The following is a 24,661-nucleotide window of genomic DNA, read 5'->3' on the forward strand; positions in this document are numbered from 1 at the left end:
TGCGCTCACCTTGCGAGCCCAAAAACGCTCTAGCTATGCAAAAAAGTTATGGCTAAGTAAAAGAATTCGCATGGTGCAAAGCTGGTGATTTCTAAACAATCTACGGAAAAACAAAAAATTGTTCAGAAAATTTTAGAAAACAGGAGGTGAAGAAACCATGAAAGTGACATGCGATCCACGTAAAATAACCGTATCTCAGACGAATTTGGGCAAGGCCCTGGGGCTGACTACCGGCAGAGTAGCACAGCTAATCAAAGAGGGGGTTGTTTTCCGCGATGATAACGATAAAAGCGGCGGTGTATTCCTGGTGAAGTCGGTGCAGGCATATACCAGCTTCAAAGGCAAGTCTGAAAGTGATAATGAGCTTGATTACATGGCCGAGAAGGCCAAGCACGAAAAGGTAAAGCGCGAGCTGTCAGAGCTTCGTCTGGCCAAGGAGGAAGGCAGGGCTTATGACGCTGCCACTGTGGAGCTGGTTATGACTGAAATGGTTTCCAACCTCCGCACCCAGCTGCTGGGACTGCCCTCAAAGCTGGCTCCTATCCTGAATGGAGCTGACAGGGACAGGATTTATGATGTGCTGACCCAGGAAATAGAGGAAAAGCTGGCTGAACTATCAGAGTACAGGCCCGAGATGTTTATGTCCGAGGAGGTGGTGGAGAATGAAGAAGCTGAAACCAGCGAATGAGCTGTGGGCGTATGTGTCTGAAAAAGGCCTTAAACCGCAGCCGAAGACATCCACCAGCGTCTGGGCGGACAGCTACAGGATGTTATCTGCCGGTATATCGGCAGAGCCTGGGCGGTGGAAAACCTCCCGCGCCCCGTATCAGCAGGAAATCATGGATGCCTTCACCCAGTCGGGCGTGAACAAGGTTGTTGTAATGAGTTCCAGTCAGATTGGCAAAGCATTGAAACTGAGTACACCTATAGCAACACCTGATGGCTGGAAAACGATTGAAGCGTTAAAAATAGGTGACAAAGTTTTTGATGAAAATGGGTATCTATGCAATGTTATAGCCTGTACAGAAGTTATGAAGTCAAGACCTTGTTATGAAATCACTTTTTCCGATGGCTCACAATTAATTGCTGATGAAAATCACGATTGGTATATTCAGACAGATAAAGCTGATGGCATAAAAGCAACCAGGGATATGGTCGGCACATATAAAAACGGGAAAAGAAATGTATACGCTATTCCTGTGAACAGGCCACTTGTTACTGATAACCATACAGAGTTAATCTTAAAGCCATATACTCTTGGAGTCTGGCTCGGAGATGGTAATTCTCGATCAGCCCAAATAACTATGCCGGATTATGATTTATTCATAGCTGACAAAATGAAAAAAGATGGTTATGAGGTAGTTGTTCAGCATAAGGATAAAAACCACTCCAATGTAATGACTGTAAAATTTAATCCGTATAATCCTGATGACCCAATCTGTAAACGCGGACACAATAAGCAGATTGTTGGTTTGGATAAATATGGGCATTGCATGGAATGTAACAGGCAACTATCACTTAAGAACAAATGGAAGGGGAAAAAAGAGATATTTGTTGACCCTGTGACACATATACAAAAAACTGGCCACTATTTGCTAAAAAAACTGAATCTGATAAATAACAAACATATCCCGTTGGAATACCTTCGCGCATCGCAAGAGGCACGCTGGCAATTATTGCAAGGCATTATGGATACAGATGGATATGTGTCACCAAAAGGCATCTGCGAGCTTACATTGAAATCAAAAAGATTGATAGATGGTGTATCGGAACTTCTCTGTACATTAGGGATAAAGCACACTTTGAAGAAGAAAAAAGCCGTGTGCACTAATTCGCCTACAAGAAAATCTTACGATGTGTGGCGCATCACTTTTACAGCCTATGAAGACATGCCAGTATTTTCATTGCCAAGAAAGAAAGCAAGGCTATCGTTGAGGACGGGGAACCGTCGAAGCGAAACTGAGCGCAGAAGGATAACTGATATTAAGTTTGCAGGTTATGAAGATACGAAATGTATACAGGTTGATTCGCCAAGTCATTTGTATTTAGCTGGCAAGGCGATGATACCCACTCATAATTCAGATATCATGAACAATGTCATTGGCCGCTTTGCCCATCTGGATCCATGCCCTATCATGATGATTCAGCCCACCATAGAGATGGCAGAGGATTTTTCCAAGTCCCGTATTGCCCCTATGATTCGTGATACCAAGGTGCTGAACGGCCTGTTTTATGACATCAAGAGCAAGAATGGCAAGGGAGAAGCCAAGACAAGGGACGGCAACAACACCATCCTGTCGAAGATTTTTCCTGGTGGGCGCCTGATTATGTGCGGGGCAAATTCCCCTGCAGGTCTTGCGTCAAGGCCTGTGCGCATCCTGCTGGCGGATGAGGTGGACAGGTTCCCTGCCTCAGCTGGTGGAGAGGGTGATCCTGTAGGACTGGCAGAAAAGCGCATGACCACCTTCTGGAACCGTGTCATGGGGCTATTTTCCACACCTACCAACGAGGGAGAAAGCAGGATTGCAGATGAATACCTTGCCGGGACTCAGGAGGAATGGCAGCACCAATGCCCCAACTGCGGTGAATATCATGCACTGCATTATGTGGATATGGAGGCTGACTACAGTGAGCATGAGGACAAGAAAAAGCGCAAAATCATCGTTGTGAACGATGTGAAATGGGTTTGTCCTGACTGCGGCTTCAAGTTTAGCGAACAGGAAATCAAGACAACTCTCCAGAAGTATGTACCGCAAAATCCTGAGGCTATTCAAAATGGTATACGCTCCTTCTGGCTCAATGCTTTCACCAGTCCATGGCTGTCCTGGAAGCAAATCATGACAGAATGGCTGGAGGCTAGAGGCGATGCCAACAGGGAAAAGGTTATCGTCAATACTCGCTTTGGCGAGCCGTATTCCTTAAATGACAACACCATAGATGCACTGCCACTGATGAAAAGGCGGGAACAGTACGGTGCCGCCCTGCCGGATGGCGTACTGCTGCTGACAGCTGCTGTTGATACCCAGGATAACCGCCTGGAGTATGAAGTATGCGGCTGGGGCTTCGGGGAGGCATGCTGGGGCATCGTCAAGGGCATGATTTTGTCCAAGCCGGATGAAGCTGCCACATGGCAGGAGCTGAACGGCATCTTGGACAGGATATATACCTTTGCCGATGGCACAGGCATGAAGATCGCCAGAACCTTTATTGACTCCGGCGGCCACTATACTGAATTTGTCTACCGCTACTGCGAGAAAAATCTGGGCTCAGGTAGGTTCCCTATCAAGGGATATGCCAACCGCCCGGGCATACCGCTGGTATACAAGCTGGGCAAGGATGTAGCCTGCAAGGTGCCGCTGGTTATCCTGGGTGTTGATGATGGCAAGCAGCAGGTATTTAATAGGCTTGGCGTTGAGGAGATAGGAGACAAATATTTTCACTTCGGTCGTGATGGTGATGAAGATTTGCCGTATCGGGGCTATGATGAAGTGTACTTCAAGGGGCTGCTGTCAGAGGAAAAACGCCTGGTTAAGCGTAACGGCGTATTAAAAAACGTCTGGATTCCAAAATCAGGCGTCAGGAACGAGCCCCTTGACCTCCGTGTCTACAATCTGGCAGCCATGCAGTCCATGAAGCCGGACTGGGGACTGCTCTATGAGCAGCTGCACGGCCAAAAACCGCCCTCCGGGGAAGCTAATGATGTGTCAGACTCTGACACGCACAGCAAAACTTCCGGATTGGTGGCAAGCCGTTACGTTCCGCCTGAAAAACGTACCAAAAGCAGGTTTAGCCGCCGCGATAATGAGGAAAACGGGGAACTTGCCCCGAAAAGAGAGCATCATTCCCGGAAAAACGTTGCAAAATGTTCCTCCTACACGCCGAATTATTACTGAGGTGAGAAAATGAACACCATCCAGAAGATGAGAAATGAACGTCTCCGCCAATATTGGCAGGCGGAGCAGAAAGTTCTGTCAGGCCAGAGCTATACTATTGGCAACCGTGCCCTGACAAGGGCCAATCTGGCTGAAATCAGGGCTGCGATAGATGATTTGCTGGCTGCCGGTGCCACTCTGGACGATGGAGAAGAGGCAAAAATGCGGCGCAGCAAGCGAGTAGTTTTCATAGATTGAGGTGTTTGCAATGAGCAAGCGGAAATTCAAGGCGAAAAAGTCGGCCGTTCAGGGCAAAACACAAGTAAATATGCAGAATAGCGGCTATGACGGAGGCGGCGCATCCCGCACTTCCGGCATCCTGAAAGCCTGGAACCCCACAAAATCCAGTGCCAAGTCTGATATCAATGCCCATCTTGATATATTGCGCAGCCGGGCGGCGGACCAGGCCATCAATACCCCTGTAGGGAGCGCGGCAATTGCCACAACCACCCAGTATACAGTGGGGGCAGGCTTGAAGGTGTTCCCAAAGGTGAAATATCAGCTGCTGGATATGACCCCCGAGGAAGCTGAAAGCTGGAACAAGCAGGCAGCTATGGAATTTAACCTCTGGGCCAGCTCCAAGCTGTGCGATATCAGGAAGCGGAATAACTTTTACGATTTGCAGGAAATTTTGTATAAGGCGTATATGACTGATGGTGACAGCTTTGCCATTTTCAGGCGGGCTTACGACATCAACATGCCGTATACTCTTAGAATACAGGCCATTGAGGGCAACAGGGTTTCCAATCCGCAAGGGCGAGACTTTTACGGCATTACGGGCCCACTGGCAGTGGAAATGACTGCCCCCAATGGCCGCAATAAAATCATCAACGGTGTCGAGGTGGATGGCAACGGAGCAGTGGAAGCCTACTGGATTTCCAACAAAGTGCCTTTTGACCCTGTAGAGATAAACAGCACAACTACCTGGGCACGGGTGGAGGCTTTTGGCGACATCATGAGCCAGCCCAACGTGCTGCACATCTGCCATGATGAACGGCCTGAGCAGTATCGGGGCGTGCCATATCTGGCACCTGTGATAAAGGCCCTCAAGCAGGTATCGAGGTATTCGGATGCAGAGCTGGCGGCAGCTATCCTGCGTTCCTATTTCACCATCTTTTTCATTTCGACAGGCAATTCCAGCTTTGCCGGAGACGTCTCCAGCATTCTGGGGGCAAGCACCTATGATAAAGATGGTGGCACTGGGCCTGTGGTGGATGCCAACGAGTATAGCCTGGGGCCTGGTACCATCAATGCCCTGCCTAAAAACATCGATGTAAAATCCATCGGTGCCACAGGCGGACAGGCAACCTTTGACGGCTTCATGACGGTATACATCAAGATGATTGCCGCGGCCCTGAACATTCCTTACGAAGTGCTGATGAAGTCCTTCAACAGCTCCTACAGTGCCAGCCGTGCAGCCCTGTTGCAGGCCTGGGAGCAGTTCAGGCTCAGGCGCGCATGGTTCAGCCGTGATTTCTGCCAGCCTGTATATGAAATGTGGCTGACGGAGGCTGTGGCCACCGGGCGGATTGAGGCACCTGGTTTCTTCAGCGACCCTGCCATCCGCTTTGCCTATTGCAACGCAGAATGGTACGGCCCGTCTATGAGCATCCTGGACCCGGTCAAAGACATAAACGGCTCAACTTTGCGCATCCAGTGCGGTTTGTCTACTCACGAAAGGGAAGCTGCCGAAATGACAGGCAGTGATTTCTATGAGAACCTGGAAACCATCCGCATTGAGCAGCAGAGGGCTGAGGAGGCAGGCGTTGCGCTGGGTACCCTGCCAGCAACGAATGAGCCGCAGTCACCAGCGGAAGGAGGTGATAGTGATGGGAGAGACGAAGAAGATAACGACACTGAACGACCTGAAGCAGAAAAATAATATTTTCTGGCAGATAAGGAATGAAGCAGGGGAAGCGGAGGCGGAGCTTCTGCTGTATGGCGAAATAGCCAGCTCAAGCTGGGGAGATGACGAAGTAACCCCGAAGCAGTTCGCGGAAGACCTGAAAGCCCTGGGCGGCAAGGATTTGAAGCTGAGGATCAACAGTCCCGGCGGCGATGTATTCGCGGCACAGGCCATATATAATCAGCTGAAAACCTACACAGGCAATATCACTGCCTGCATTGACGGCATGGCAGCCAGTGCCGCCACGATTATCACCTGTGCTGCGGATAAAGTGGTGATGCCGAGGAACGGCATTTTCATGATACACAATCCCATGTGCATCGTGATTGACTACATGGACGTGCCGAAGCTGAAGAAAATGACCGACAGGCTGACTGCAGTCAAGCAGACCATTGTCAACGTGTACATGAAGAAGTGCAAGAATGTTGCTGAAGCCAAGCTGAACAAGCTGATGGATGCAGAAACGTGGATGAGTGCCGATGAGGCTCTTGCTTATGGCTTCGTTGACGAGGTGGACACTGATGAGCAGGTGGAGAATTTTCTGCAGGGCAGTGTGGCCGTGGTGAATAATGTTTCTATCGACATGACAAGATTCAAGCAGCCGGAAAAGCTGAAGGATATCTTGCAGTCAAAGCCAAAGGAGGATAAGGATATGGATGATGAAAAGACTTTGCTGGACAAGCTCCGCGACCTGCTGGGAGCTGATAACAGCCAGCAGGACAAGAAAAAACAGCCTGACCCGGTAGCTGTTGAGCGTCAGCGCATGCTTGACCTGGATGCTATGCGTGATGGCAGCGAGCTTGTGGACAAGATTGTGGATATTGCCAAGAAAAAGGGCAATACCGCAGAGGAAATCCGGGAATACGTGGACCAGGTAAAGGAGTCCGCTGCCAAGGATAAGCCTCAGCAGTCCGGCATCGAGGAGATTAAAAATCTCATCAAGGACCAGCTGGCTTCCGGAGCTGACAAGGTAGGGCTTAATCCTGCAGATGAGACCAACAAGGAAGCAGATAAGAAGGCCGCCGAGGTGAACAGCCTGGTAGCCGCCATGAAGAATATGCGAGGTGACAAATAATGGCAATCCATGAAACTATGAAAGCGGCCACATCCTACGATGAACTGATTGGCAGCACTGTAATTACCGCCGTAATGTACAATATTGCCGTCACTCCCGGCACCGCCCTCAAGAGGGGCTCTGTCCTGACAGCTGATGGCAGCCTCGCAGGCACTGGCGATACTGCCGAATATGTACTTGCCGTGCCGCTGGCCAAGGATGATGCAACAGCTACCGTCTATGTAAGCGGCATGTTCAATCGCGAGAAGCTGATTGTGGCGGAGGGAGATACTGTTGAAACCCATGAGGCACAGCTCAGGGACAAGAATATCTACCTGACGTCAATTCATTCCTAAGAGAAAGGCAAGGTGAAAAATATGTCTATTGCTGATGGTTTTCTGAAAGATACATACACTATGATGATGGCGATGGAGCGCATCAAGCAGCCTTCATCTTTTCTGGTTGATACCTTTTTTCCTGTTGTTCCGGCAACAGCCGTAACCACTAAGATTGGCGTGGAATATCGCAAGGGAGCACGCAAGCTGGCACCTTTTATTATTTCCGGCACCGGCGGTGTCAACGTGGCACGGGAGCAGTCCCAGATTGACTGGTACGAGCCGCCTATGATGGGGCCGCGGCGCGTGATTTCTTCTGATGATATTGCTAACCGCTCCTTCGGTGAAAATGTCTATTCCAGCATGACGCCGGAGCAGAGGGCAACCCAGCTGCTGGCCAAGGATCTGACTGATTTGCAGAACATGATTGTGAACCGCAAGAACAAGATGGCAGCTGATATCCTGCTGAACGGCCAGTGCGAGATTGCAGGCTATGCAGCTGATGGCAAGGTGGTCAAGACTGATACCGTCAGGTTTGACGACTGGACCCAGAAGCTGATCCCTGCTATCAAGTGGAATCAGGCAAATGCAGATATCTACGGAGATTTGGCAGAAATGTCTGCCAGCATTCAGGAAAATGCCGGTATGGTACCTACTATTGCCATCTGCGGCAAGAATATCATGGACTACATCCTGGGCAACGATGCTATCATGAAGTACATGAATATTTCCAACAATGCAAACCTCTCCCTGATGAGCTTCCAGCCGCGCATCACCGCACCGCAGGTAATGTTCATGGGCAGGATTATGAGCCTGAACCTTGAGCTGTACAGCTACATGGAGACCTATACCGATGAGGAAGGCCACATCAATAGCTTCATCGGTGATGATGATGTTATTATTGGTATTCCTGGCCGCGGCAAGCAGCTGCATGGTGCTGTTACCCTGGTGGAGGGCAGGTCCTTCAAGACCTACGTTGGCAACTACGTGCCTGCATATCGCGCTAATGAGAATGACAACACCGTTTCCCTGGCCATGTACAGCCGTTGCGTGCTGGTGCCGGAAACCGTGGATGACTGGGCTGTCATCAAGGCGAAGTAAGGAGGCGTTGCACTATGAAAATCCGCATTATCAGGCACATGCTCAGAAATGGCGGCATAACCTACAAAAAAGGCGATACAGCTGATATTCCTGAGAAACTGGCCAAGGCCCTGCTGAAGGATTATCCTGAGGAATTTGCACCGGTCATCGAGACGGTGCCGGAAGCAAAGGAAGCTGTTGCCGATGTGGCGGACGAGGCCGATAAACCTGAGGATATAGCAGCAGCCCTGGAGGCGGCTGACAAGCCGAAAGCAAAAAAATGAGCACATTCAGAGAACAGCTTGAAGATGATCTGAATGTGTTTTTTGATGCAGAGGAATTTGCAGAGGAACATGAGCTTAACGGTACTATGTGCAGCTGTATTGTGCAGTCACCTACTGCCCGAGAGGTATTCCTACAGGGGCAGGCTTATGATAGCTATGAAGGCATCAGCGGCAGGCAGATTGTTGTCCATGTGAAGAAATCCGAGCTTCCGGAGATACCGGCAGAGGGGATGACATTTACCCTTGACGGCGAGGTGATGCTTGTCTCTGCCTGTGTTGAGGATATGGGGAATATCAGTATAACCCTCCATCAGAATTTGAGGTGATAACATGGCAGTAAAAATTATGCTGGGCGGTGCTGAGGAAGCTATAAAGAATCTGGAAAAGCTATCGCCGGAAAACATCGGCAGTGCTGTAAAAGCATCCGCCAAGCGGGCAGCTCTGGCAGCCCGCACTGCCGGTACCGGGCATGTCAGGCAGATATATACTATCCGATCCGGTGACATGAAGGAGCGCACCATGATATTCAGTGAAGCTGACGGAGCTACACTGAAAGTAAAAGGTGCTACTGAATCGGTGAAAAAATATCGGGCCAATGAGCGGGAAAAGGGCATTTTTGTTGCCATCAAGCATGGCGGGGGCAGGATTGTTCCACGGTCGTTTGCTATGAATTCCGGCCAGTATGTGCAGAGGCGCGGCCCCGAGAGATTTCCACTCAAAGGCCTGCATGGTCCATCTGTGCCCCAGCTTTTTGGCAATGAAGCCGTAATGTCAGAGATGCAGGAGAGGGCAGGCGAGGTCTTTGAGACACGCCTTTATCATGAAATAGGACGTCAGCTGGGGGTGGTCTAAATGAACTCTATCCAATGTGCAGACGGAATTGCTGCATATCTGCGCAAAGCTGTCAGTGAAGATAGCATGAAGCTGCGCTTTCTACTGCATGATGAGAAGCGTGAAGAACAGGAGGAAATCAATGTGTATACGGGATTTCTTCCTTACGCGGCTACAGATGCGGAAAAAAGAAAGCTTTGTCCCGCTATCGTCATACGGCCTGAGCTGGTGGAGGACAGGCAGGATTATTCCATAGCGCATCTCCTTATCAATGTTACCACCTATGACCGCGATAAGCAGCAGGGATATTTGAGCCTTTATAGCGTGCTGGAATGGGTTCGGTTTAAGCTGCTGGCTCATACCCCGGTGGACAATAGATGGCTGTTACAGGACGGCTCATTGACAATGGGAGTGCCACCCGACCAGCCATACCCCCAATGGTGGGGATATATTGAGGCGGCTATCCACATCCCACATCCATCAAGGAATGAGTCACAGTGGTATTATTCTGGCTACAAAGGGAAATGAATATGGCGAAAAAGAGAAAGACAAGTAATCACGGCCCGCTAATCTATGTGGGGCCGGGATTCCGAAATTCACGTCTGACCACCTTTGGCATTTTTGCCGATGGGGTGCCGCGTGAATTTCAGGGCACAATTTTTGCAAAATTATTTGTGCCGGCAGTCAGACTGAATGAAGCGAGGGCAGACATAGCCCGCAAGGGCACAGCTCTGCATGAGTTCTATCAGCAGGCTATCGAGGCACACAAGAAGGAGGAAAAATAATGGCTTATTTTCATGGAGTTAGGGTGAAGGAAATTCCTACATCCATTTTGGCAACAGTGAGCACTACGGCAGGTCTGCCTGTTGTATTCGGCACGGCGCCTGTTCATCTGACCAAGGAACCGGCAAAATATGTAAGCAAGCCTGTCATTTGCTACAGCTGGAATGAAGCGGTTACAGCACTTGGTTATTCTGCCGATTGGAGCAAATACACTTTGTCGGAGGTTATGTACAGCGAGTTCAAGCTGTACGCAGTGAAGCCTATCGTTTTTGTCAATGTACTGGATCCCGCCAAGCATAAAAAGAGTATGGAGGCGGCCGCAGAGGTTGTAGAAGGTTCTGCTGTAATTGACAATGCTGTGCTGCTTGACAGTCTCCAGGTCTTGCCGGATGCTCTTTCTGATGCGCCGGCAGAAATCAACAAGGACTACACAGCCGCCTACAATGATGATGGACAGCTGGTAATCAGTATCCTGGAGGATGGCAGCCTGAAGGATGCCGCATCCATTTTCATCAAATGTGATGTGGTTGATGCATCTATGGTCAGCCGGGATGATATTATTGGCGGCGCTTCCTCTGATGGTTCCATCAAAGGCATGGAGCTGATTGACAGCATCTACACCATGCTGTCCCTGGTACCTGGCATCATTGCTGCTCCTGGTTGGTCCGAGGATCCTGTAGTGGCTGCCGTCATGAAAGCAAAGTCTGCCAATATCAGCGAATTATTCCGCTGCATCTGCCTGACAGACGTTGATACCAAGGAGGCAAAATCCTATCTTGATGTGAATGAATGGAAGAACAAAAACAATTACACCGGCACGAACCAGGTGGTATGCTGGCCATGTGTAAGGAATGGCGATGCAGTATTCCACATGTCTACTCATATTCTTGGTGTTATCGGTGTTATGGATGCGGCCAACAGTGATGTTCCATATCAGTCCCCGTCGAATCAGTCCCTGCAGGCAACAGGCCTCTGCCTGGCTGATGGCACGGAGGTAGCCCTGAGCCTGCCTCAGGCAAACCTGCTGAACAGCCAGGGTATTATGACAGGACTTAACTTTGTCGGTGGCTGGAAAAGCTGGGGGAATTATACCGGCTGCTACCCATCCAATACAGATGTCAAGGATTGCTTTATCTGTGTGCGCCGCATGTTTGACTGGCAGTATCAGACATTCATTTTGCAGTATTGGCAGAAGGTTGATCAGGCTCTCAAGCCAACGCTTATCAAGACAATTATCAACACGGAAAACATTCGCCTGAATGGTCTTGTATCCCGTGGCTATTTACTGGGAGCCAGTGTACAGTTCCTGGAGGACGAGAATCCGACTACTGATTTGCTGGCAGGAATTATCCGTGTGCATACAAAGCTTACGCCGCCTGTGCCAGCTCAGGATATTGAGGATATACTGGAGTACGATGTCAGCAGCTTTAGCAAGCTGTTTGAATAAGAAGAGGGGGTTAGAAGATGGCTACAAATAGGATTCCGGAATTAATCAATGATATGCGTGCCTACCTTGACGGGGCAGATGATATGATTTCCGTCAAGAGCCTGGAATTGCCAAAGTTTAACAATCCTACTGAGGATATTACAGGGATTGGTGTTATGGGAACCATCAGTGCACCGGTGCTGGGGCACTTTGATAGCATGGAAGCTGTGGCAAATTGGCAGGTGCCAACCAAAACCAGCACCAAGCTGGTAGCTGGCAAGGCTATATCCCTTGATGCCTATGCAGCAGTTCAGGTTTTTGACGGTGGCGAAGGAAGCTACAGCTTCGATCAGTATCACGTTATCATCAAGGGCAGGGTAAAGAGTCATGAGCCTGGCACAATAGAAGCTCAGAAGGCCATGAATTCCAAAACCACCATTGAGGTGTACTACATCAAAATAGAGTACAATGATGAAAATCTGATTGAGATTGATAAATACGGCTACAAATGCGTGATTGGTGCAGAGGATATTACTGCTGAAATCCGCAGGGCTATCGGCATGAATTAAGGAGGCGTTGATATATGGCTAAAGATGTAGAATTGAATACAGATGAGGCAGAGCCTGCAGAGGCACAGGCGTTGCCGGAGGCTGTTAACGGGGCAGATGAAAAGGCGAATTGCGTAGTAATTCATCTCGAAAAGCCATTGGCAAATGGCATCGATACATTGACTCTTGATTTTGACAGGGTGAATGGATATACTCTGACACTTATTGAAAAGGCTGCCAGAAAAGAAGACAGAGAACTTTTGACACCTGCATTATCCAATATTTACCATGCCATGGTGGCCGCCAAGGCAGCAGGTATGCACTACGATGCAATCCTAAAGTTGAGCGGCAAGGATTTTACTGCTGTCTGTCTGAAAGTGCAGCATTTTTTGCTAGGGTAATCTGCCGGGCGGAAAGCATAAGGATTTCCGCCTTGCGCATGGCCAAGTACAGCAATTCATCTATGGAATATTTCCTGAAAATGCCCATCGCGGAGTTCCAATCCTGGGTAGAAACTGTGAATGCGGAAATAGAGCGGGAGCAGGAAGCAATAAAAAAGCAGAAGCCGTGATTTGGCGGCTTCTGCAATGCTGGGATATTACGGCTCTGTCTTGCCGTATAGTATTTCATGTATTTGTTCTTCTGAAAGCGGAGGCTTGCGTGCGATAGCTAGCTGCATATCAGATAGCTCCTGCATTGTCTTTTGATATTTGTTACCATGCAATACTTCGCGTATTTCTTCATTGGTTTTTTCTGTGATTTCAGGAGCATCAGCAAAAGAGCTTTTAAGTTTTTCAACTAGTTCAAGACTTTTGTTAGTTTCAATCAAATTTTGTTTGACAATATCAATATTGTCATAATTACACCGAGAGCATTTTGAGCAATTGTCATACAAGAAAAACATACTGCATCCCTCCTTTTTTATATTATACCTTATGGGTGGTGAAATTGAAATATGGCTGGAAAAATGATGGAGCTCGCCCTGGCTATTAAGGGTAAGCTTGATTCTTCCCTGCCGGAGTCAGTCAGGAAGGCAATCGGAGAGACGGCCGGACTTCGGAACAAGCTGCAGGAACTAAACAGGGTGAAAGTGAAAGCGGACAAGCTGAAGGAATTGGCTGAAAAGACACAGGAAGCAGGCAAGAGCCTGTCTGTGGCACAAAGCCGTGTTGCAGCTGTAAGCAGTGAGTTTGAAAAGTCCAGGCTTGTTACCGAGCAGTATAAAATAAAGCTGGAGCAGGCAAAGGTTGCAGCTGAATTGATGAAGAAAACTGCCTCAGCTCAGGAATACGCCAAGGCCAGGATGGAGGTTATCCAGCTTAATGCCGCCTACAGAAACAGCAATACTGCCACCAAGGCACTAGCCAAGGAGCTGGCTGCCGCCAACAGGGAAGCCCGCAGTGCGGGTAATGCCTGCAACAAGGCTCAGAACGCCGCCCGGAAGCTGGGGGAAGACCTCCGGAAGGCTGGTTTTGATACTGATAGTTTCGCCGAAAGCCAAAACAGGCTGCAAAAGGAACTATCCAAGACAGAAACCTCCCTGGCTGCTGCCAAAAAAGTACAGGCTGATTACAATGCCTCACAAGCGCAAAAAGCAGCTGTCAGGGAAACTCACACCCAGAAGCAGAGCAATTTCTACGTTGCTGCCGGTAATCTTCAGAGCGGCGTTATGGCCATCCAATCCTTTGTAGCACCTATCATGGAATGTATTGATGCCGCCATGAAGTTTGAGTCAGTCATGGCTGATGTCAAGAAGGTGGTGGACTTCGATACGCCGCAGCAATTCAAGGAAATGAATAGCGACATCCTAAATCTGTCCAGGACTTTGCCGATGGTGGCCAACGATATAGCCAAGATTGTGGCTGCTGGCGGTCAGTCAGGTATTGCCAGGCAGGACCTGATGGCTTTCGCTGAATCTGCTACCAAGATGGGCATCGCCTTTGACATTACGGCCGATCAGGCTGGTGACATGATGGCGAAATGGCGGACGGCCTTCAAGCTGGGGCAAAGTGATGTAGTCGCGCTGGCGGATAAGATAAACTACCTGGGCAATACCACGGCGGCATCTGCACCGCTAATCTCCGATGTAGTTACCCGCATCGGCCCTCTTGGCGAGATTGGCGGTATCGCCTCCGGAGAAATAGCCGCTATGGGTGCATCCATGATTGGGGCAGGCGTGCAGTCTGATGTGGCAGCCACCGGCATCAAGAACTTCATGATGGCCTTGACGGCTGGCGGAGCTGCCACCAAGAACCAGGTTGAAACATTTAGCGACATCGGACTTGATTATATGGCGGTTGCGGAAGGGATGCAGAAAAACTCCAAGGAAACGATCCTCAATGTACTGCATACCATCAAATCCCTGGATAAGGTGAAGCAGGTATCTGTTATGGGTACTTTGTTTGGCAGGGAAAGTATAGGTGCCATTGCTCCAATGCTTTCCAATCTTGAGGCACTGGAAGACAATTTTACCAAGGTAGCAGATGCCACGCAATATGCTGGCTCCATGGAAGCTGAATATGCAGCCAGAAGCCAGACTACCGAGAATCAGCTGCAGCTGGCGAGGAATACAGTCACGGCTATGTCTATCAGCATCGGTTCAGCCCTGCTGCCCGCTATCAACTCAGTTATGTCTGCTGTGGCTCCGGTAGCAGCAGCCTTTGCTGATTTTGCTGAAAATAACCAGCAGCTGATTGTAGTTCTGGCAGGCATAGGGACTGCTATTGCTGGTGTGGTTATAGCCTGTCTGGCAGTCAATGCAGCTGTAGCTGCCTATGGCATGGTGTTATCTACATTCTCCATGTTGAGGAGTGCTATTGCAGGTGTCAGTGTGGCACAAACCATCCTGAACGCTGTTATGGCACTAAATCCGTACATATTGATTGCTATGGCTGTTATAGCTTTGGTGGGCGCACTGGTTTACCTATGGCAGACCAACGACAGCTTCCGGGAGGCGGTGCTTGGTGCTTGGCAGAGCCTGCAAAATGGTGCAATGGCGATCTTCACCGGCCTAGCTGATTTCATTGGCGGTATCTGGCAGGGAATAGTCAGCACGGCTATGGCTGTATGGTCAGCTGTTGCTCCTGCTTTCGCGGCTGCCTGGTCAGTAATCAGCACTATTGCCAAAGGGATATTCGTGGTAGTAGCACTGGTGGTATTGACTGCCATTGAGCTTATCGTGGGGATTATCCGGATAGGCATACAGGCTATCATGGCTATCTGGAGCTTGATTCAGCCTCATGTGACCTTAGTTTGGAACATCATCTGCACAGCCATCAATGTAGCATTGGCGACTATTAATGCAGCTATGGCCGCCTGCGGTGCTTTCATCAGCACGGTATGGCAGATGATTTTGGCGGCGGCTAATACGGTCTGGACAGGGATTATGAGTGTTGTCATGGCGGTCTGGGCGGCTATAAATCCTATTGTGGCTGCTGGTGCCGCTTTCATCATGGCAATCTGGAACCAGATATACGGCACGGCCTCAGCCGCCTGGAATGCCATTGTCAGCGTTGTATTGGATGTATGGGCACAGGTACAGGGGATTGTTGATTCAGGTATAGCCATGGTAGAGGAAAAATGGAATCACCTGAAGGAGATTTTCAGCTCGCCTATCCAGGCGGTTGTAAATTTTGTCAAAGGTGGCAATAGTGAGGCCCAATCGGCAGCCTCTGACAAGGCAGTGGAAGCAGGTCTGTCAGCCACGGGCGGTATCTTCAGCCAGCCATATTTAACCTGGGTAGCAGAGGCAGGGGATACAGAGGTTATCATTCCGATCAATAACACTACCAGAGCATTGCAGCTTTGGCAGACTGCTGGAAAAATGCTGGGAGCCTATCACCCGGCTGCACAGGCAGGTATGGCTGCCAATAAGGCAAAATCTGCCAGCGCGGCCACCATAAGCAATTATGCTGGAGGAGCAGTCCGGATAGCTAACCAGCAAAGCTATATGGGAGATGCCATTCAGATAGCCGGACAGCAATCCACCATCGTTGCAGATGCAAGAACGTTGATGGAGAACAGCAGGATGACGGATAAAAATACCGTTATTGCGCCAGCTACAGCCAGCAGCACCGGCAACGTCAGTGTGGAGTTTGCCCCTGTCATTAATATCACAGGTACAGGCGGAAACGGCGAGTCGGCAAATATAGCCGATATTGTGCGCCGTGCCCTAGCAGAGCAGAAAGCACAGTTCGAACGAGAGCTGCCTAGGATGCTGGCCAATGTACGAAATAACGAAAGGAGATTTTCCTATGCCTGATGTATATACGACCATACAGGGGGATATGTGGGACTTAATTGCGTACAAGGTATATGGAAAAGAGACCTGCATGGACAAGCTTATACAGGCCAATACCAAGTATATGAATATTGCAGTTTTCCCCCAGGGCATCAAGCTGAATTGCCCTGAGCTAAAAACAGAGGATAGAAGCTTTTTGCCACCGTGGAGGCGATAAAACATGGCAGTCAAGGCGTTTGAAATATTGAAAGACTGGCTGCAATCCCTTGAGCCGGGCACGAAGCTGTCTCGAAGGGCGTGGCTGGAAATAAAGTATACTGCCCCTGATGAAAAAGAGGCAAAGGATATTTCCGAAGATATATCAAAGTATTTTTTGTCTCTGGACTATAGCGACAATCTCAGCGGCAGTGTAGATAATATCGACCTGGTACTGGAGGACAGGGCACAGCTCTGGGCGGAGGAATGGTTCCCCAAGACCGAATCCATGCTGGAAATATCCTTGCACTGCTACAACTGGACAAACGTCAACGAAGGTGAAAAAGTATTCCAGATGGGCAGCTTCGAGATTGACGAAATTGAGTTACAGGGTTTCCCTACCACGGTACACCTGAAGGCTGTATCAGTGGTAGGAAACTCCACCCTGCGGGGCGTGCAGCGCAATCAAACCTGGGAAAACATCTCCATCTGGAAATGTGCTGACGATATATGCCAGCGCAATAACCTCAAGCTGTATTGGGACTGTGCTGACAATCCAAATCTTGACCATATTGAGCAGGCAGATGAATCAGACCTGCATTTTTTGATGCGCATCTGTCAGGATAATGGCAGGAGTCTGAAAGTAACGCCTGATCAGGTTATTATTTTCGATGATGACAAGATGGAACAGCAGGAGCCGATACTGGAAATAGTGAAGCCAGGCTTGAATGACCACAATCCTAAATATGCACTCGTGCACATGCTTAGCAATTACTCCTTAAAAATAAAAACACGCGACATCTACTGGAAATGCGTGGTCAGATATCAAAAAGGAAAAAAGAAAGAGGTTATCCAGGGAGAATTTGTCAATCCAGACATGGAAAAGGGCAATGTGCTCCATGCAGGGGATCAGGTGGAAAATCAGGCAGAGGCGGAAAGGCTGGCCAAGAAAAAACTTCGCGATGCCAACAAGGAGCAGTTCACAGGAACATTCAGCTCCCTGGGGGATTTTCGCATTTCTGCCGGGCTGACAGCAATCCTGACCGGCTTTGGCGTATGCGATGGCAAGTATATAATCACCAAGGCGGCACATAGGATTGGTTCTACGTATACTACGGAGTTTGATGTGAGGAAGTGCCTGAATGGATATTAACAATCTTTGCAATTTCTTTTTTGTCGGCATTGTTACGGATGTCAATCCTGCAGAAGGTACTGTTATTGTGACAAGGCCTGACAAGAATGACCGCACCACAGCAGCCCTAAAGGTTATCCAGCGGGGTACCTGCAAGACAAAGGATTATTGGATGCCTGCGGTTAATGACCAGGTACTGTGCCTGGTTCTGCCCAATGTTTCCGGTAAAGGACCTGGGGAAGGGTATGTGCTGGGAGCGTTTTATAGTGATGCTGATAAAGCTTTAGAGAGCAATGAGGCAGTCAGGAGCGTTCATCACGAAAGCGGCAGTTATTGGCGTGTAGATGAAAATGGCAACATGGAAATACATGCATCCGGCTCCATGAAGCTGACGGCACCGATGATATATATCAATTAATTTGTTCATCCAATAATTAATCGCGTGTCATAAATGACACGCAGAAAAACTAGAAGGAGGCCAAGTTATGCCAGCAGCAACGAGATTAGGAGATAGTGATACAGGGCATGATATTTGCCCGCCACGGGGATTGGCATCCGCCAGCCCTGATGTGATTATTAACGGCAGGGGAGCTGGAAGGCAGTCCGACAGCTATCCGCCCCATAGCTGTATCGACCATGCGCCTCATGGCGGTGTAATCGCCTCTGGCAGCAGCACTGTATATATTAACGGCTTACAGTCGGGCCGTGTAGGCGATCCTGTATCCTGCGGCGGCAGCGTGGCTGTTGGCAGCAGTAATGTATTCATAGGGGGCTGATGATATGTATATTGGTTATATGGGCAGTGTGGTCTTCGTTGTATCAAGAGATTACCTGCTTACTCCTTCCGATTTCCAGCGGTCTGGCGAAGCGCGCTGGGCGGAGCATGATTTAATCCTTCGCAAGCCTGTCAGCCAGTTCAAGGGGCCGGGGCTGGAAAAGCTCAGCTTTCGGATTCAGCTGCGAAGCGACCACGGAAATATTATCGTATCGCCTATGGAAAAATTAGAGACTCTGCGCCAGATGAGGGACACAGGGGCGGTGTTCCCTCTGGTTATAGGTGGAAAGCCTGTGACACAGAATTATTGGCGCATAGACAGCCTCTCAGAGGGCAATAACTATTTTAATGCCCTGGGCAAGCTTATACAGACAGATGTCACCGTCAATCTCACGGAATACGATGACAGCAATTATGTAGAAGAGCAGACGAAGACTGACAAGTACGGTGCAATCTACAATGTTGCCAATATCGCCTTAGGTGGCCTGGGAGGCGTCTTATGAATAGCTACGTTGTTGATATGACAGAAAAACTTGAGATAGATTTTGCACCTGGCAATGCAATCGAAGAAGTTTTGCAAAACTTGCGCACTATCCTGGGAACCATAAAGGGAGAAATTCCTCTGGACAGGAATTTTGGCATCAGTGGTAATGTAGTTGATATGCCTATACATGAAGCTCAGGCCAGGCTGACACAGGAAATATTCTCAGCTATAAGAAGGTATGAGCCGCGGGCTGTTATTAATTCCATCACATACACAGCTGATATAAGCGGAAGATTGCAGCCGAGGCTGGAGGTGAGTATTAATGCTTAATTTGGCAGATTTGCCTGAGATTGATTTTGTGGAAGCGGATGCCCAAAATATTGAGAAAACCATCTTTGCGCTATACACGTCTGTTACAGGCAGGAATCCCGCCGAAGGTGATCCGATAAGATTGTTTTTGCTGTTTATATGTGATGTGCTCATCAGAATGCTTGAAAAACTGAATTACACCGGCAAGCAGAATTTACTGAAATACGCCGAAGGAGATAAGCTGGAAAATCTGGGGGCATTGGTGGGCGTCACCAGAATACCTGCCAGCTCAGCCTCAGCTGCATTCCAGATACGGCTTTCAGAAGCCAGGGACAAGGAAACCATCATCCCTAAAGGAACTCGCATAGGAGCAGAAGGCGATATTTATTTTCTCACGGCCAATGATGTGGTTATAACAGCCGGAAATACGTCAGCGCAGGTTACATGCCTGTGTAATGTCAAGGGAGTGACAGGAAACGGCTATAAGCCGGGGGAGATAAGCAGAATCATCGATCCTGTTCCCTATGTAAAAACTATTGAGAATATCAGCACATCAGAGGGTGGCTCAGATGTTGAAACTGATGCCGCATTGCGCGAAAGGATTTTTGAAGCACCTGAAAGCTATTCCTGTGCAGGCCCTGAAGGACAGTATATCTTTCAGGCGAAAAGCACCAATTCGGCTATTATTGATGCGGCGGCCTATTCACCCTCTCCAGGAGTTGTTAACGTAGTTGTGCTTCTGACAGGCGGTATTATTCCTGAGAATACAATTTTTGGAGAGATAGAGGAGAAGCTATCCGGAAAGACAGTCAGGCCTATGTGCGAAAAAGTAGAGGTGGTTGCGCCAGAGCCAGTCAGCTATCAGATAGATGTGAGATACTGGCTGAAAAATGGCGCAGATCCGGCGAGCGTATCAGCTGACGTATACAAGGCTGTAGAAGAATACCGCATGTGGCAGCGCACCAGGCTGGGGAGAGACATAAACCCGGATGAGCTGATATATCGGCTCAAATCCATAGGAGGCGTCAAAAGGGTGCTGATTAATTCGCCTGAATTTGTGCAGGTAAAAGAGAATCAGGTGGCACAGGATAAGGGTGTTTCCATAGCCATGACGGGGAGTGAGGACGAATGAATAATATTGAAGATTATTTTATTCACAAAAATCTGCCCCAGTCCCTGGATAAGGAAAATGTACAGGAGGTAGCAAAGGTCGTTGACGATACATTGCTGTCTTTTGACAAAACTATTGCTGAAATACTGATTTATCCAGCCATAGATATGCTTGGTAGCGAATTGATTAATACGCTGGCCATTCAGATGCATTGTGATTTTTATGATGATACGCTTCCTCTGGCTGTCAGGAGGAATTTGGTCAAAAATTCCATCGCCTGGCATCGCATCAAGGGCACTCCAGCCGCGGTGGAGCAAATGATACAGACTGTGTATCAGACTGGAGTAGTAGAGGAATGGTTTGACTATGGCGGTGAGCCTTTTTTCTTTAAGGTTAATTTGGGAGATTCGCAAATCACTACACAAAAAATCAAAAACCTTATCAAGATGATCAATGCCTCAAAAAATGTCAGAAGCTGGCTTGAGGTGTTGAGATTTTCTAAAAGTATAGACATTACCAGGTATTTAGGCTGTTTTGCGGATGTACACAAAAAATATGAAATAATACCGGGAATAGTGCAGGGCGGTGATATTTCATCGTCTATTTTTATAGGCGGACATAACGAAATACACCACAGTGCTGATGTGAGATTGCAGCATATCAGCGGTGCTGAGGCACAAGGAAATATTTTGCTGGGCGGTAATTTATCCGGATACGGAAAGGTGGAATTACTGCCCAGATGCGTGTCAGACTCTGACACATTTGCCAAGCTGCCTGTAGGTACAGGTATATCAAGTGAAAATTACGTTTGTATTTCGCCTCGCTCCGCTATCAATCAAGATATGATTTGTTCATTTAAGACAGGAATAGGCGAAATTACATATAAAGCAATCAGTCTTCACAAGGAGGAAAATAAATAATGGCTAATTTCAAAGAGGTCAGGCTGACAAAGGCCGGCAGGATATTGCAAGCCAAGGCCGAAACAGGAACACCACTCAAACTTACCCGGTTCAAAATCGGCAGCGGTCAAATGACATGGGAAGAAGCCGATGTGGCTATCGACCTGAAGGAACCACGGGAAAGCATGGGCATTACCTCTAATACTGCCACAGTTGATGGCATCTGCAAGGTTCAATGCACTTTGACCACCAAAGGAATTCAGGAGGGCTTTTACGCCAGGGAGCTGGGGTTGTTTGCTATGGATCCCGATGTGGGCGAAATCCTCTACCTAATCGCATTGGCTACGGAGCCGGATATGATTCCGCCGGAATCAATAGGCGCTATTATCACTGTTGATTATTCGTTCAATATCGTGGTTTCAAATATTGATAATTTATCACTGAACATAGATCCGTCAGGGCTGGTAACAAGAGGTCAGCTGGAACCACTGGCAAGGTTGCTGCAGCGTAGCACCGCTTATAAGCTAGGTGATTTGCTTTATGACAGCAGGCTACGGCCTGGCTTTTTCCTGAAATGCATTCAGGCTGGTATAACTAGTGAAGAAAATTGCTACATTAACCTGCTGACATTGAATGACACTGTTGTAGATGGCGGTGTTATCTGGCAGGTCTGCAAGATGTCTGTCATGGATGGCGATGCCTTCAAGAAAGTTACCAACGGCGTTGTAGCAGGCAGTTTGGAACGGGCACAGGATTTTGCTGAGTTCTACCAGCAGAGCGATGGCAGCATTACACCTGCGCCGATTCGGTTCTCGACACCGCGGTTCATGCGGAATGCCGAGGGGGATATTATCGCCGCCAAGGTTCCTGTGCAGGCCGACGATGACAGCGATGATGATGAACCTGTGAAAGAGGTGGATGTGCCTGTGGCAACCAAGGAAGATATTAATAATATCATCAGCAAGTTTTCCTGATTATCGCTGATTAACATGGTTTATTTATCATTGAATTTAACGGCTGGATTTGAGGGTGCACACTGAAAGATGGCCGCTAAAGATATATAAATTTATTTTTTTCAAAAGGAGAGATTGTTTATGACTATCACTACTACTACCCCAGCAACCGCGCACGTTACCCTGGAACAGATTGACTCCATCACCGATGCCATCGCAGCCAAGGAAGCCACCAAGGTGGACAAGGTTGAGGGCAAGGGCCTGTCCGAGGCTGATTACACCAATACTGAGAAGAATAAGCTGGCAGGTGTGGCTGAGGGGGCTCAGGTAAACGTGCTGGAGGCCGTGAAGGTCAACGGCGAGGCACTGGAGATTACCGAGAAGGGCGTAAACATTGACCTGTCCGAATACGCCAAGTCTGCTGACTATACTACTGCGCTCCTGTACAAGGGCACTGTTGCCACCTATGCAGAGCTGCCTGCCGATGGTCAGAAGGTGGGCGACATGTACAACGTTACTGCCGCTGATCCGTCCCATGATCTGAACGCTGGCGAGAATGTGGCATGGAATGGCACCAGCTGGGATAACCTGGGCGGCGTTACCGACCTGTCCGGCAAGGTGGATAAGGAAGATGGCAAGGGCCTGTCTACCGAGGATTTCACCACCGACCTGAAAGACAAGCTGGAGGCCATTGAGGAGGCCACTACCGAGGACATCAATCAGATTGTAGCCAAGTTCGCATAAGCTGCTTCTGGTGATTTAGGGTTGCAGGGCTGGCATTTTGCCGGGAGCGTGCAGTTTGCCAGCCCTGCAATTTACTGGAGGTGACTAAAATCAATGGCACAGACTGGATATGTCAGCAAAACTGCCTTGGCACAGGTGGCAGACAGCATAAAGGATTATGTTGACAAGCACGATGCAGAGCATGTACAGCTGACAGAAGTTTCGGCAACTATCGGGCTGACTGCCGATGGCACGGGGTATGCGATTTCCTTGCCCTGGTTCAGAATAGAGGGCGGCCTGATAACTGAATGTGGAACAAAGACTTTCACGGTGCCGCAGCTGTTTAACAAATCTGCTGACGGCAGTGTGACCGTGCTAAATGCAAATTCATAAAAGGAGGAATGAAGTATGGCAACACCGTATTTTGGACCAGGCGGCCAGTCTATGACGCTGGGCAAAGATGAGGACAAGTGGAGTGATGTAGTAGCAGAAGCGGCCCACATCGACAGTTTCAAAGGAAAAGGCAGTGCTACTGTGCCGGTGTATATGGACGCAAACGGCGTGCCGCAGCCTGTCACCAGCTATGCTGGAAAGGCTGCTACAGCAGGAACGGCTGACACGGCCAAGGCCTGCACCGGCAACGCTGCAACTGCTACCGAAGCTGATACAGCCAAGGCCTGCACCGGCAACGCCAAGACTGCGGATGCAGCTGCCGGGCTGTCAATCGTAGACGGCAAGCTTTGCGCTACCTACACTGTTTGAATTTAATTTGAGGAGGAATACTAATGGCAACTTTGACAAAACCAATAATGTTGGACGAAACCGGATTGAAAATCGTAGATGCGATTAACTCCAAAGGCGTCATGGACATTATTAACAATTATGGGCTTTCCCATAACAGCATCTACCGTGGGAAGGACCTGACCAGCTATTTTGCTAGCGGGGAAATGTCCCAGGCCATCGCAAATGGTACGTTCAAGGACATCTACATCGGCGACTACATCATCAAGCCGATTACCGTGGACGGCACCACGTACAACGTAAAGTGGGTGGTAGCAGATTTCGACTATTACTACGGCGCGGGCGATACCGAGTGCGCCACCCATCACATCCTGATGATTCCGGATGTTACGGTACAGCTGAATGTAAGCATGAATGATACCAACGACACCACGGGGGCGTACCTGGGCTCAAAAATGTGGACAGTCAATATGCCACTGTACAAGACTGGCATCATCAACGCTTTCGGCGATGCACACGTGCTGAAGCACAGGGAACTTTTGACAAAGACTATGAGCCCTACAGCTACAAGTGCTGCCGGTGCTGGCTGGACTGGCTCCTGCACGGATTGGGAATGGGCTGACACCTGGGTTAATATCCCGAATGAGCCGATGGTATATGGTGGACGCGTGTTCAGTTCTTCCGGGTATGATGTTGGATGCGCCAACAAGCAGCTGGCACTGTTCCGCCATGAGCGTTTTTCCAAGAACAAGTACAGTGACGGTGCGAGAAAGTGGTTCTGGCTCCGTGCGGTTGCTTCCGGTAGTCGGTTCTGCACTGCCAGCCACGATGGCGGTGCCACCTACACCGATGCGTCCTATCGCGACTCCAACGGGGGCGTCCGCCCGTATTTCCTGCTCCGCTAACCCCAAACCACGCCC

General features: G+C 49.0%; 31 protein-coding genes and 1 pseudogene. 31 read left to right on the top strand and 1 reads right to left on the bottom strand.

Annotated features, from left to right (window positions below; genetic code table 11):
* Positions 1–157: 157 nt before the first annotated feature.
* From FYJ84_RS09445 to FYJ84_RS14830, 17 genes and pseudogenes are all read left to right on the top strand, one after another.
* The gene (locus tag FYJ84_RS09445; protein ID WP_154407364.1) at positions 158–688 is read left to right on the top strand and encodes a hypothetical protein; all 531 of its coding nucleotides are present in this window, start codon (positions 158–160) and stop codon (positions 686–688) included.
* A 79-nt stretch (positions 689–767) separates the two neighbouring features.
* A pseudogene (locus FYJ84_RS15060) lies at positions 768–1,820 on the top strand (phage terminase large subunit family protein); the annotation flags it as partial.
* Between the two features lie 240 nt (positions 1,821–2,060).
* Positions 2,061–3,893: a phage terminase large subunit family protein gene (locus FYJ84_RS14700; RefSeq protein ID WP_235901414.1), complete on the top strand. Its 1,833-nt coding sequence runs from the start codon at positions 2,061–2,063 to the stop codon at positions 3,891–3,893.
* A gap of 9 nt (positions 3,894–3,902) precedes the next feature.
* Positions 3,903–4,130 (top strand): DUF6148 family protein, encoded by a 228-nt coding sequence (locus FYJ84_RS09460; protein ID WP_154407365.1) that lies wholly within the window; start codon positions 3,903–3,905, stop codon positions 4,128–4,130.
* A gap of 10 nt (positions 4,131–4,140) precedes the next feature.
* A complete protein-coding gene (locus FYJ84_RS09465; protein ID WP_154407366.1) occupies positions 4,141–5,814 on the top strand; it encodes a phage portal protein in 1,674 nt (557 codons plus the stop codon).
* Complete coding sequence (locus tag FYJ84_RS09470) at positions 5,762–6,913, top strand: head maturation protease, ClpP-related (RefSeq protein ID WP_205764183.1); 1,152 nt, start codon at positions 5,762–5,764, stop codon at positions 6,911–6,913. The genes FYJ84_RS09465 and FYJ84_RS09470 overlap by 53 nt, the downstream gene beginning before the upstream one ends.
* Positions 6,913–7,248, top strand: a complete 336-nt coding sequence (locus FYJ84_RS09475) for a hypothetical protein (RefSeq protein ID WP_154407368.1) — start codon at positions 6,913–6,915, stop codon at positions 7,246–7,248. Before FYJ84_RS09470 ends, FYJ84_RS09475 begins: the two co-directional genes overlap by 1 nt.
* 21 nt (positions 7,249–7,269) lie before the next feature.
* Positions 7,270–8,328: a major capsid protein gene (locus FYJ84_RS09480; protein ID WP_154407407.1), complete on the top strand. Its 1,059-nt coding sequence runs from the start codon at positions 7,270–7,272 to the stop codon at positions 8,326–8,328.
* 14 nt (positions 8,329–8,342) lie between these two features.
* Positions 8,343–8,591: a hypothetical protein gene (locus FYJ84_RS09485; protein ID WP_154407369.1), complete on the top strand. Its 249-nt coding sequence runs from the start codon at positions 8,343–8,345 to the stop codon at positions 8,589–8,591.
* A complete protein-coding gene (locus FYJ84_RS09490; protein WP_154407370.1) occupies positions 8,588–8,917 on the top strand; it encodes a hypothetical protein in 330 nt (109 codons plus the stop codon). Before FYJ84_RS09485 ends, FYJ84_RS09490 begins: the two co-directional genes overlap by 4 nt.
* 4 nt (positions 8,918–8,921) lie before the next feature.
* Positions 8,922–9,443 carry a phage tail protein gene (locus FYJ84_RS09495; RefSeq protein WP_154407371.1) on the top strand — a complete coding sequence of 174 codons (522 nt, stop codon included), beginning with the start codon at positions 8,922–8,924 and terminating at the stop codon, positions 9,441–9,443.
* Complete coding sequence (locus tag FYJ84_RS09500; protein WP_154407372.1) at positions 9,444–9,950, top strand: hypothetical protein; 507 nt, start codon at positions 9,444–9,446, stop codon at positions 9,948–9,950. It begins immediately after the preceding gene.
* A gap of 2 nt (positions 9,951–9,952) precedes the next feature.
* Positions 9,953–10,207 carry a hypothetical protein gene (locus tag FYJ84_RS09505; protein WP_154407373.1) on the top strand — a complete coding sequence of 85 codons (255 nt, stop codon included), beginning with the start codon at positions 9,953–9,955 and terminating at the stop codon, positions 10,205–10,207.
* Positions 10,207–11,652 (top strand): phage tail sheath family protein, encoded by a 1,446-nt coding sequence (locus FYJ84_RS09510; RefSeq protein WP_154407374.1) that lies wholly within the window; start codon positions 10,207–10,209, stop codon positions 11,650–11,652. The genes FYJ84_RS09505 and FYJ84_RS09510 overlap by 1 nt, the downstream gene beginning before the upstream one ends.
* Before the next feature lie 17 nt (positions 11,653–11,669).
* Positions 11,670–12,200 carry a phage major tail tube protein gene (locus FYJ84_RS09515; protein ID WP_154407375.1) on the top strand — a complete coding sequence of 177 codons (531 nt, stop codon included), beginning with the start codon at positions 11,670–11,672 and terminating at the stop codon, positions 12,198–12,200.
* Positions 12,201–12,214: 14 nt separating this feature from the next.
* Positions 12,215–12,580: a hypothetical protein gene (locus tag FYJ84_RS09520; protein WP_205764184.1), complete on the top strand. Its 366-nt coding sequence runs from the start codon at positions 12,215–12,217 to the stop codon at positions 12,578–12,580.
* A gap of 38 nt (positions 12,581–12,618) precedes the next feature.
* On the top strand, positions 12,619–12,750 hold the full coding sequence (locus FYJ84_RS14830; RefSeq protein WP_268878718.1) for a hypothetical protein: 132 nt from the start codon (positions 12,619–12,621) through the stop codon (positions 12,748–12,750).
* Between the two features lie 27 nt (positions 12,751–12,777).
* Here FYJ84_RS14830 and FYJ84_RS09525 read toward each other — a convergent pair whose 3' ends face one another.
* Complete coding sequence (locus FYJ84_RS09525) at positions 12,778–13,083, bottom strand: hypothetical protein (protein ID WP_154407376.1); 306 nt, start codon at positions 13,081–13,083, stop codon at positions 12,778–12,780.
* A gap of 51 nt (positions 13,084–13,134) precedes the next feature.
* Between FYJ84_RS09525 and FYJ84_RS09530 the strand changes: the two genes are divergently transcribed.
* The 14 genes from FYJ84_RS09530 (at position 13,135) to FYJ84_RS09595 (ending at position 24,646) form a co-directional block, all read left to right on the top strand.
* Positions 13,135–16,440: a phage tail tape measure protein gene (locus FYJ84_RS09530; protein ID WP_205764185.1), complete on the top strand. Its 3,306-nt coding sequence runs from the start codon at positions 13,135–13,137 to the stop codon at positions 16,438–16,440.
* The gene (locus FYJ84_RS09535; RefSeq protein ID WP_154407377.1) at positions 16,433–16,636 is read left to right on the top strand and encodes a tail protein X; all 204 of its coding nucleotides are present in this window, start codon (positions 16,433–16,435) and stop codon (positions 16,634–16,636) included. Before FYJ84_RS09530 ends, FYJ84_RS09535 begins: the two co-directional genes overlap by 8 nt.
* Before the next feature lie 3 nt (positions 16,637–16,639).
* Positions 16,640–17,767, top strand: a complete 1,128-nt coding sequence (locus FYJ84_RS09540) for a phage late control D family protein (RefSeq protein WP_154407378.1) — start codon at positions 16,640–16,642, stop codon at positions 17,765–17,767.
* Positions 17,757–18,164 carry a phage baseplate assembly protein V gene (locus FYJ84_RS09545; protein ID WP_154407379.1) on the top strand — a complete coding sequence of 136 codons (408 nt, stop codon included), beginning with the start codon at positions 17,757–17,759 and terminating at the stop codon, positions 18,162–18,164. Before FYJ84_RS09540 ends, FYJ84_RS09545 begins: the two co-directional genes overlap by 11 nt.
* Before the next feature lie 67 nt (positions 18,165–18,231).
* Positions 18,232–18,522 carry a PAAR domain-containing protein gene (locus FYJ84_RS09550; RefSeq protein WP_154407380.1) on the top strand — a complete coding sequence of 97 codons (291 nt, stop codon included), beginning with the start codon at positions 18,232–18,234 and terminating at the stop codon, positions 18,520–18,522.
* A gap of 4 nt (positions 18,523–18,526) precedes the next feature.
* The gene (locus tag FYJ84_RS09555) at positions 18,527–19,024 is read left to right on the top strand and encodes a phage tail protein (RefSeq protein ID WP_154407381.1); all 498 of its coding nucleotides are present in this window, start codon (positions 18,527–18,529) and stop codon (positions 19,022–19,024) included.
* Positions 19,021–19,335 carry a GPW/gp25 family protein gene (locus FYJ84_RS09560; protein WP_154407382.1) on the top strand — a complete coding sequence of 105 codons (315 nt, stop codon included), beginning with the start codon at positions 19,021–19,023 and terminating at the stop codon, positions 19,333–19,335. Before FYJ84_RS09555 ends, FYJ84_RS09560 begins: the two co-directional genes overlap by 4 nt.
* Positions 19,328–20,446 carry a baseplate assembly protein gene (locus FYJ84_RS09565; RefSeq protein WP_154407383.1) on the top strand — a complete coding sequence of 373 codons (1,119 nt, stop codon included), beginning with the start codon at positions 19,328–19,330 and terminating at the stop codon, positions 20,444–20,446. Before FYJ84_RS09560 ends, FYJ84_RS09565 begins: the two co-directional genes overlap by 8 nt.
* Positions 20,443–21,345 carry a phage tail protein I gene (locus tag FYJ84_RS09570; protein ID WP_154407384.1) on the top strand — a complete coding sequence of 301 codons (903 nt, stop codon included), beginning with the start codon at positions 20,443–20,445 and terminating at the stop codon, positions 21,343–21,345. Before FYJ84_RS09565 ends, FYJ84_RS09570 begins: the two co-directional genes overlap by 4 nt.
* Complete coding sequence (locus tag FYJ84_RS09575; RefSeq protein WP_154407385.1) at positions 21,345–22,298, top strand: phage tail protein; 954 nt, start codon at positions 21,345–21,347, stop codon at positions 22,296–22,298. The genes FYJ84_RS09570 and FYJ84_RS09575 overlap by 1 nt, the downstream gene beginning before the upstream one ends.
* Positions 22,299–22,418: 120 nt before the next feature.
* Entirely contained in the window at positions 22,419–23,021 is a 603-nt protein-coding gene (locus FYJ84_RS09580) for a hypothetical protein (RefSeq protein WP_154407386.1), read from the top strand.
* A 93-nt stretch (positions 23,022–23,114) separates the two neighbouring features.
* Entirely contained in the window at positions 23,115–23,393 is a 279-nt protein-coding gene (locus tag FYJ84_RS09585; protein WP_154407387.1) for a hypothetical protein, read from the top strand.
* 15 nt (positions 23,394–23,408) lie between these two features.
* Positions 23,409–23,762 (top strand): hypothetical protein, encoded by a 354-nt coding sequence (locus tag FYJ84_RS09590; RefSeq protein ID WP_154407388.1) that lies wholly within the window; start codon positions 23,409–23,411, stop codon positions 23,760–23,762.
* A gap of 23 nt (positions 23,763–23,785) precedes the next feature.
* The gene (locus tag FYJ84_RS09595) at positions 23,786–24,646 is read left to right on the top strand and encodes a hypothetical protein (RefSeq protein WP_154407389.1); all 861 of its coding nucleotides are present in this window, start codon (positions 23,786–23,788) and stop codon (positions 24,644–24,646) included.
* Positions 24,647–24,661 lie beyond the last annotated feature (15 nt).

Source organism: Anaerovibrio slackiae (genome assembly GCF_009695585.1).
Lineage (GTDB): Bacteria > Bacillota > Negativicutes > Selenomonadales > Selenomonadaceae > Anaerovibrio > Anaerovibrio slackiae.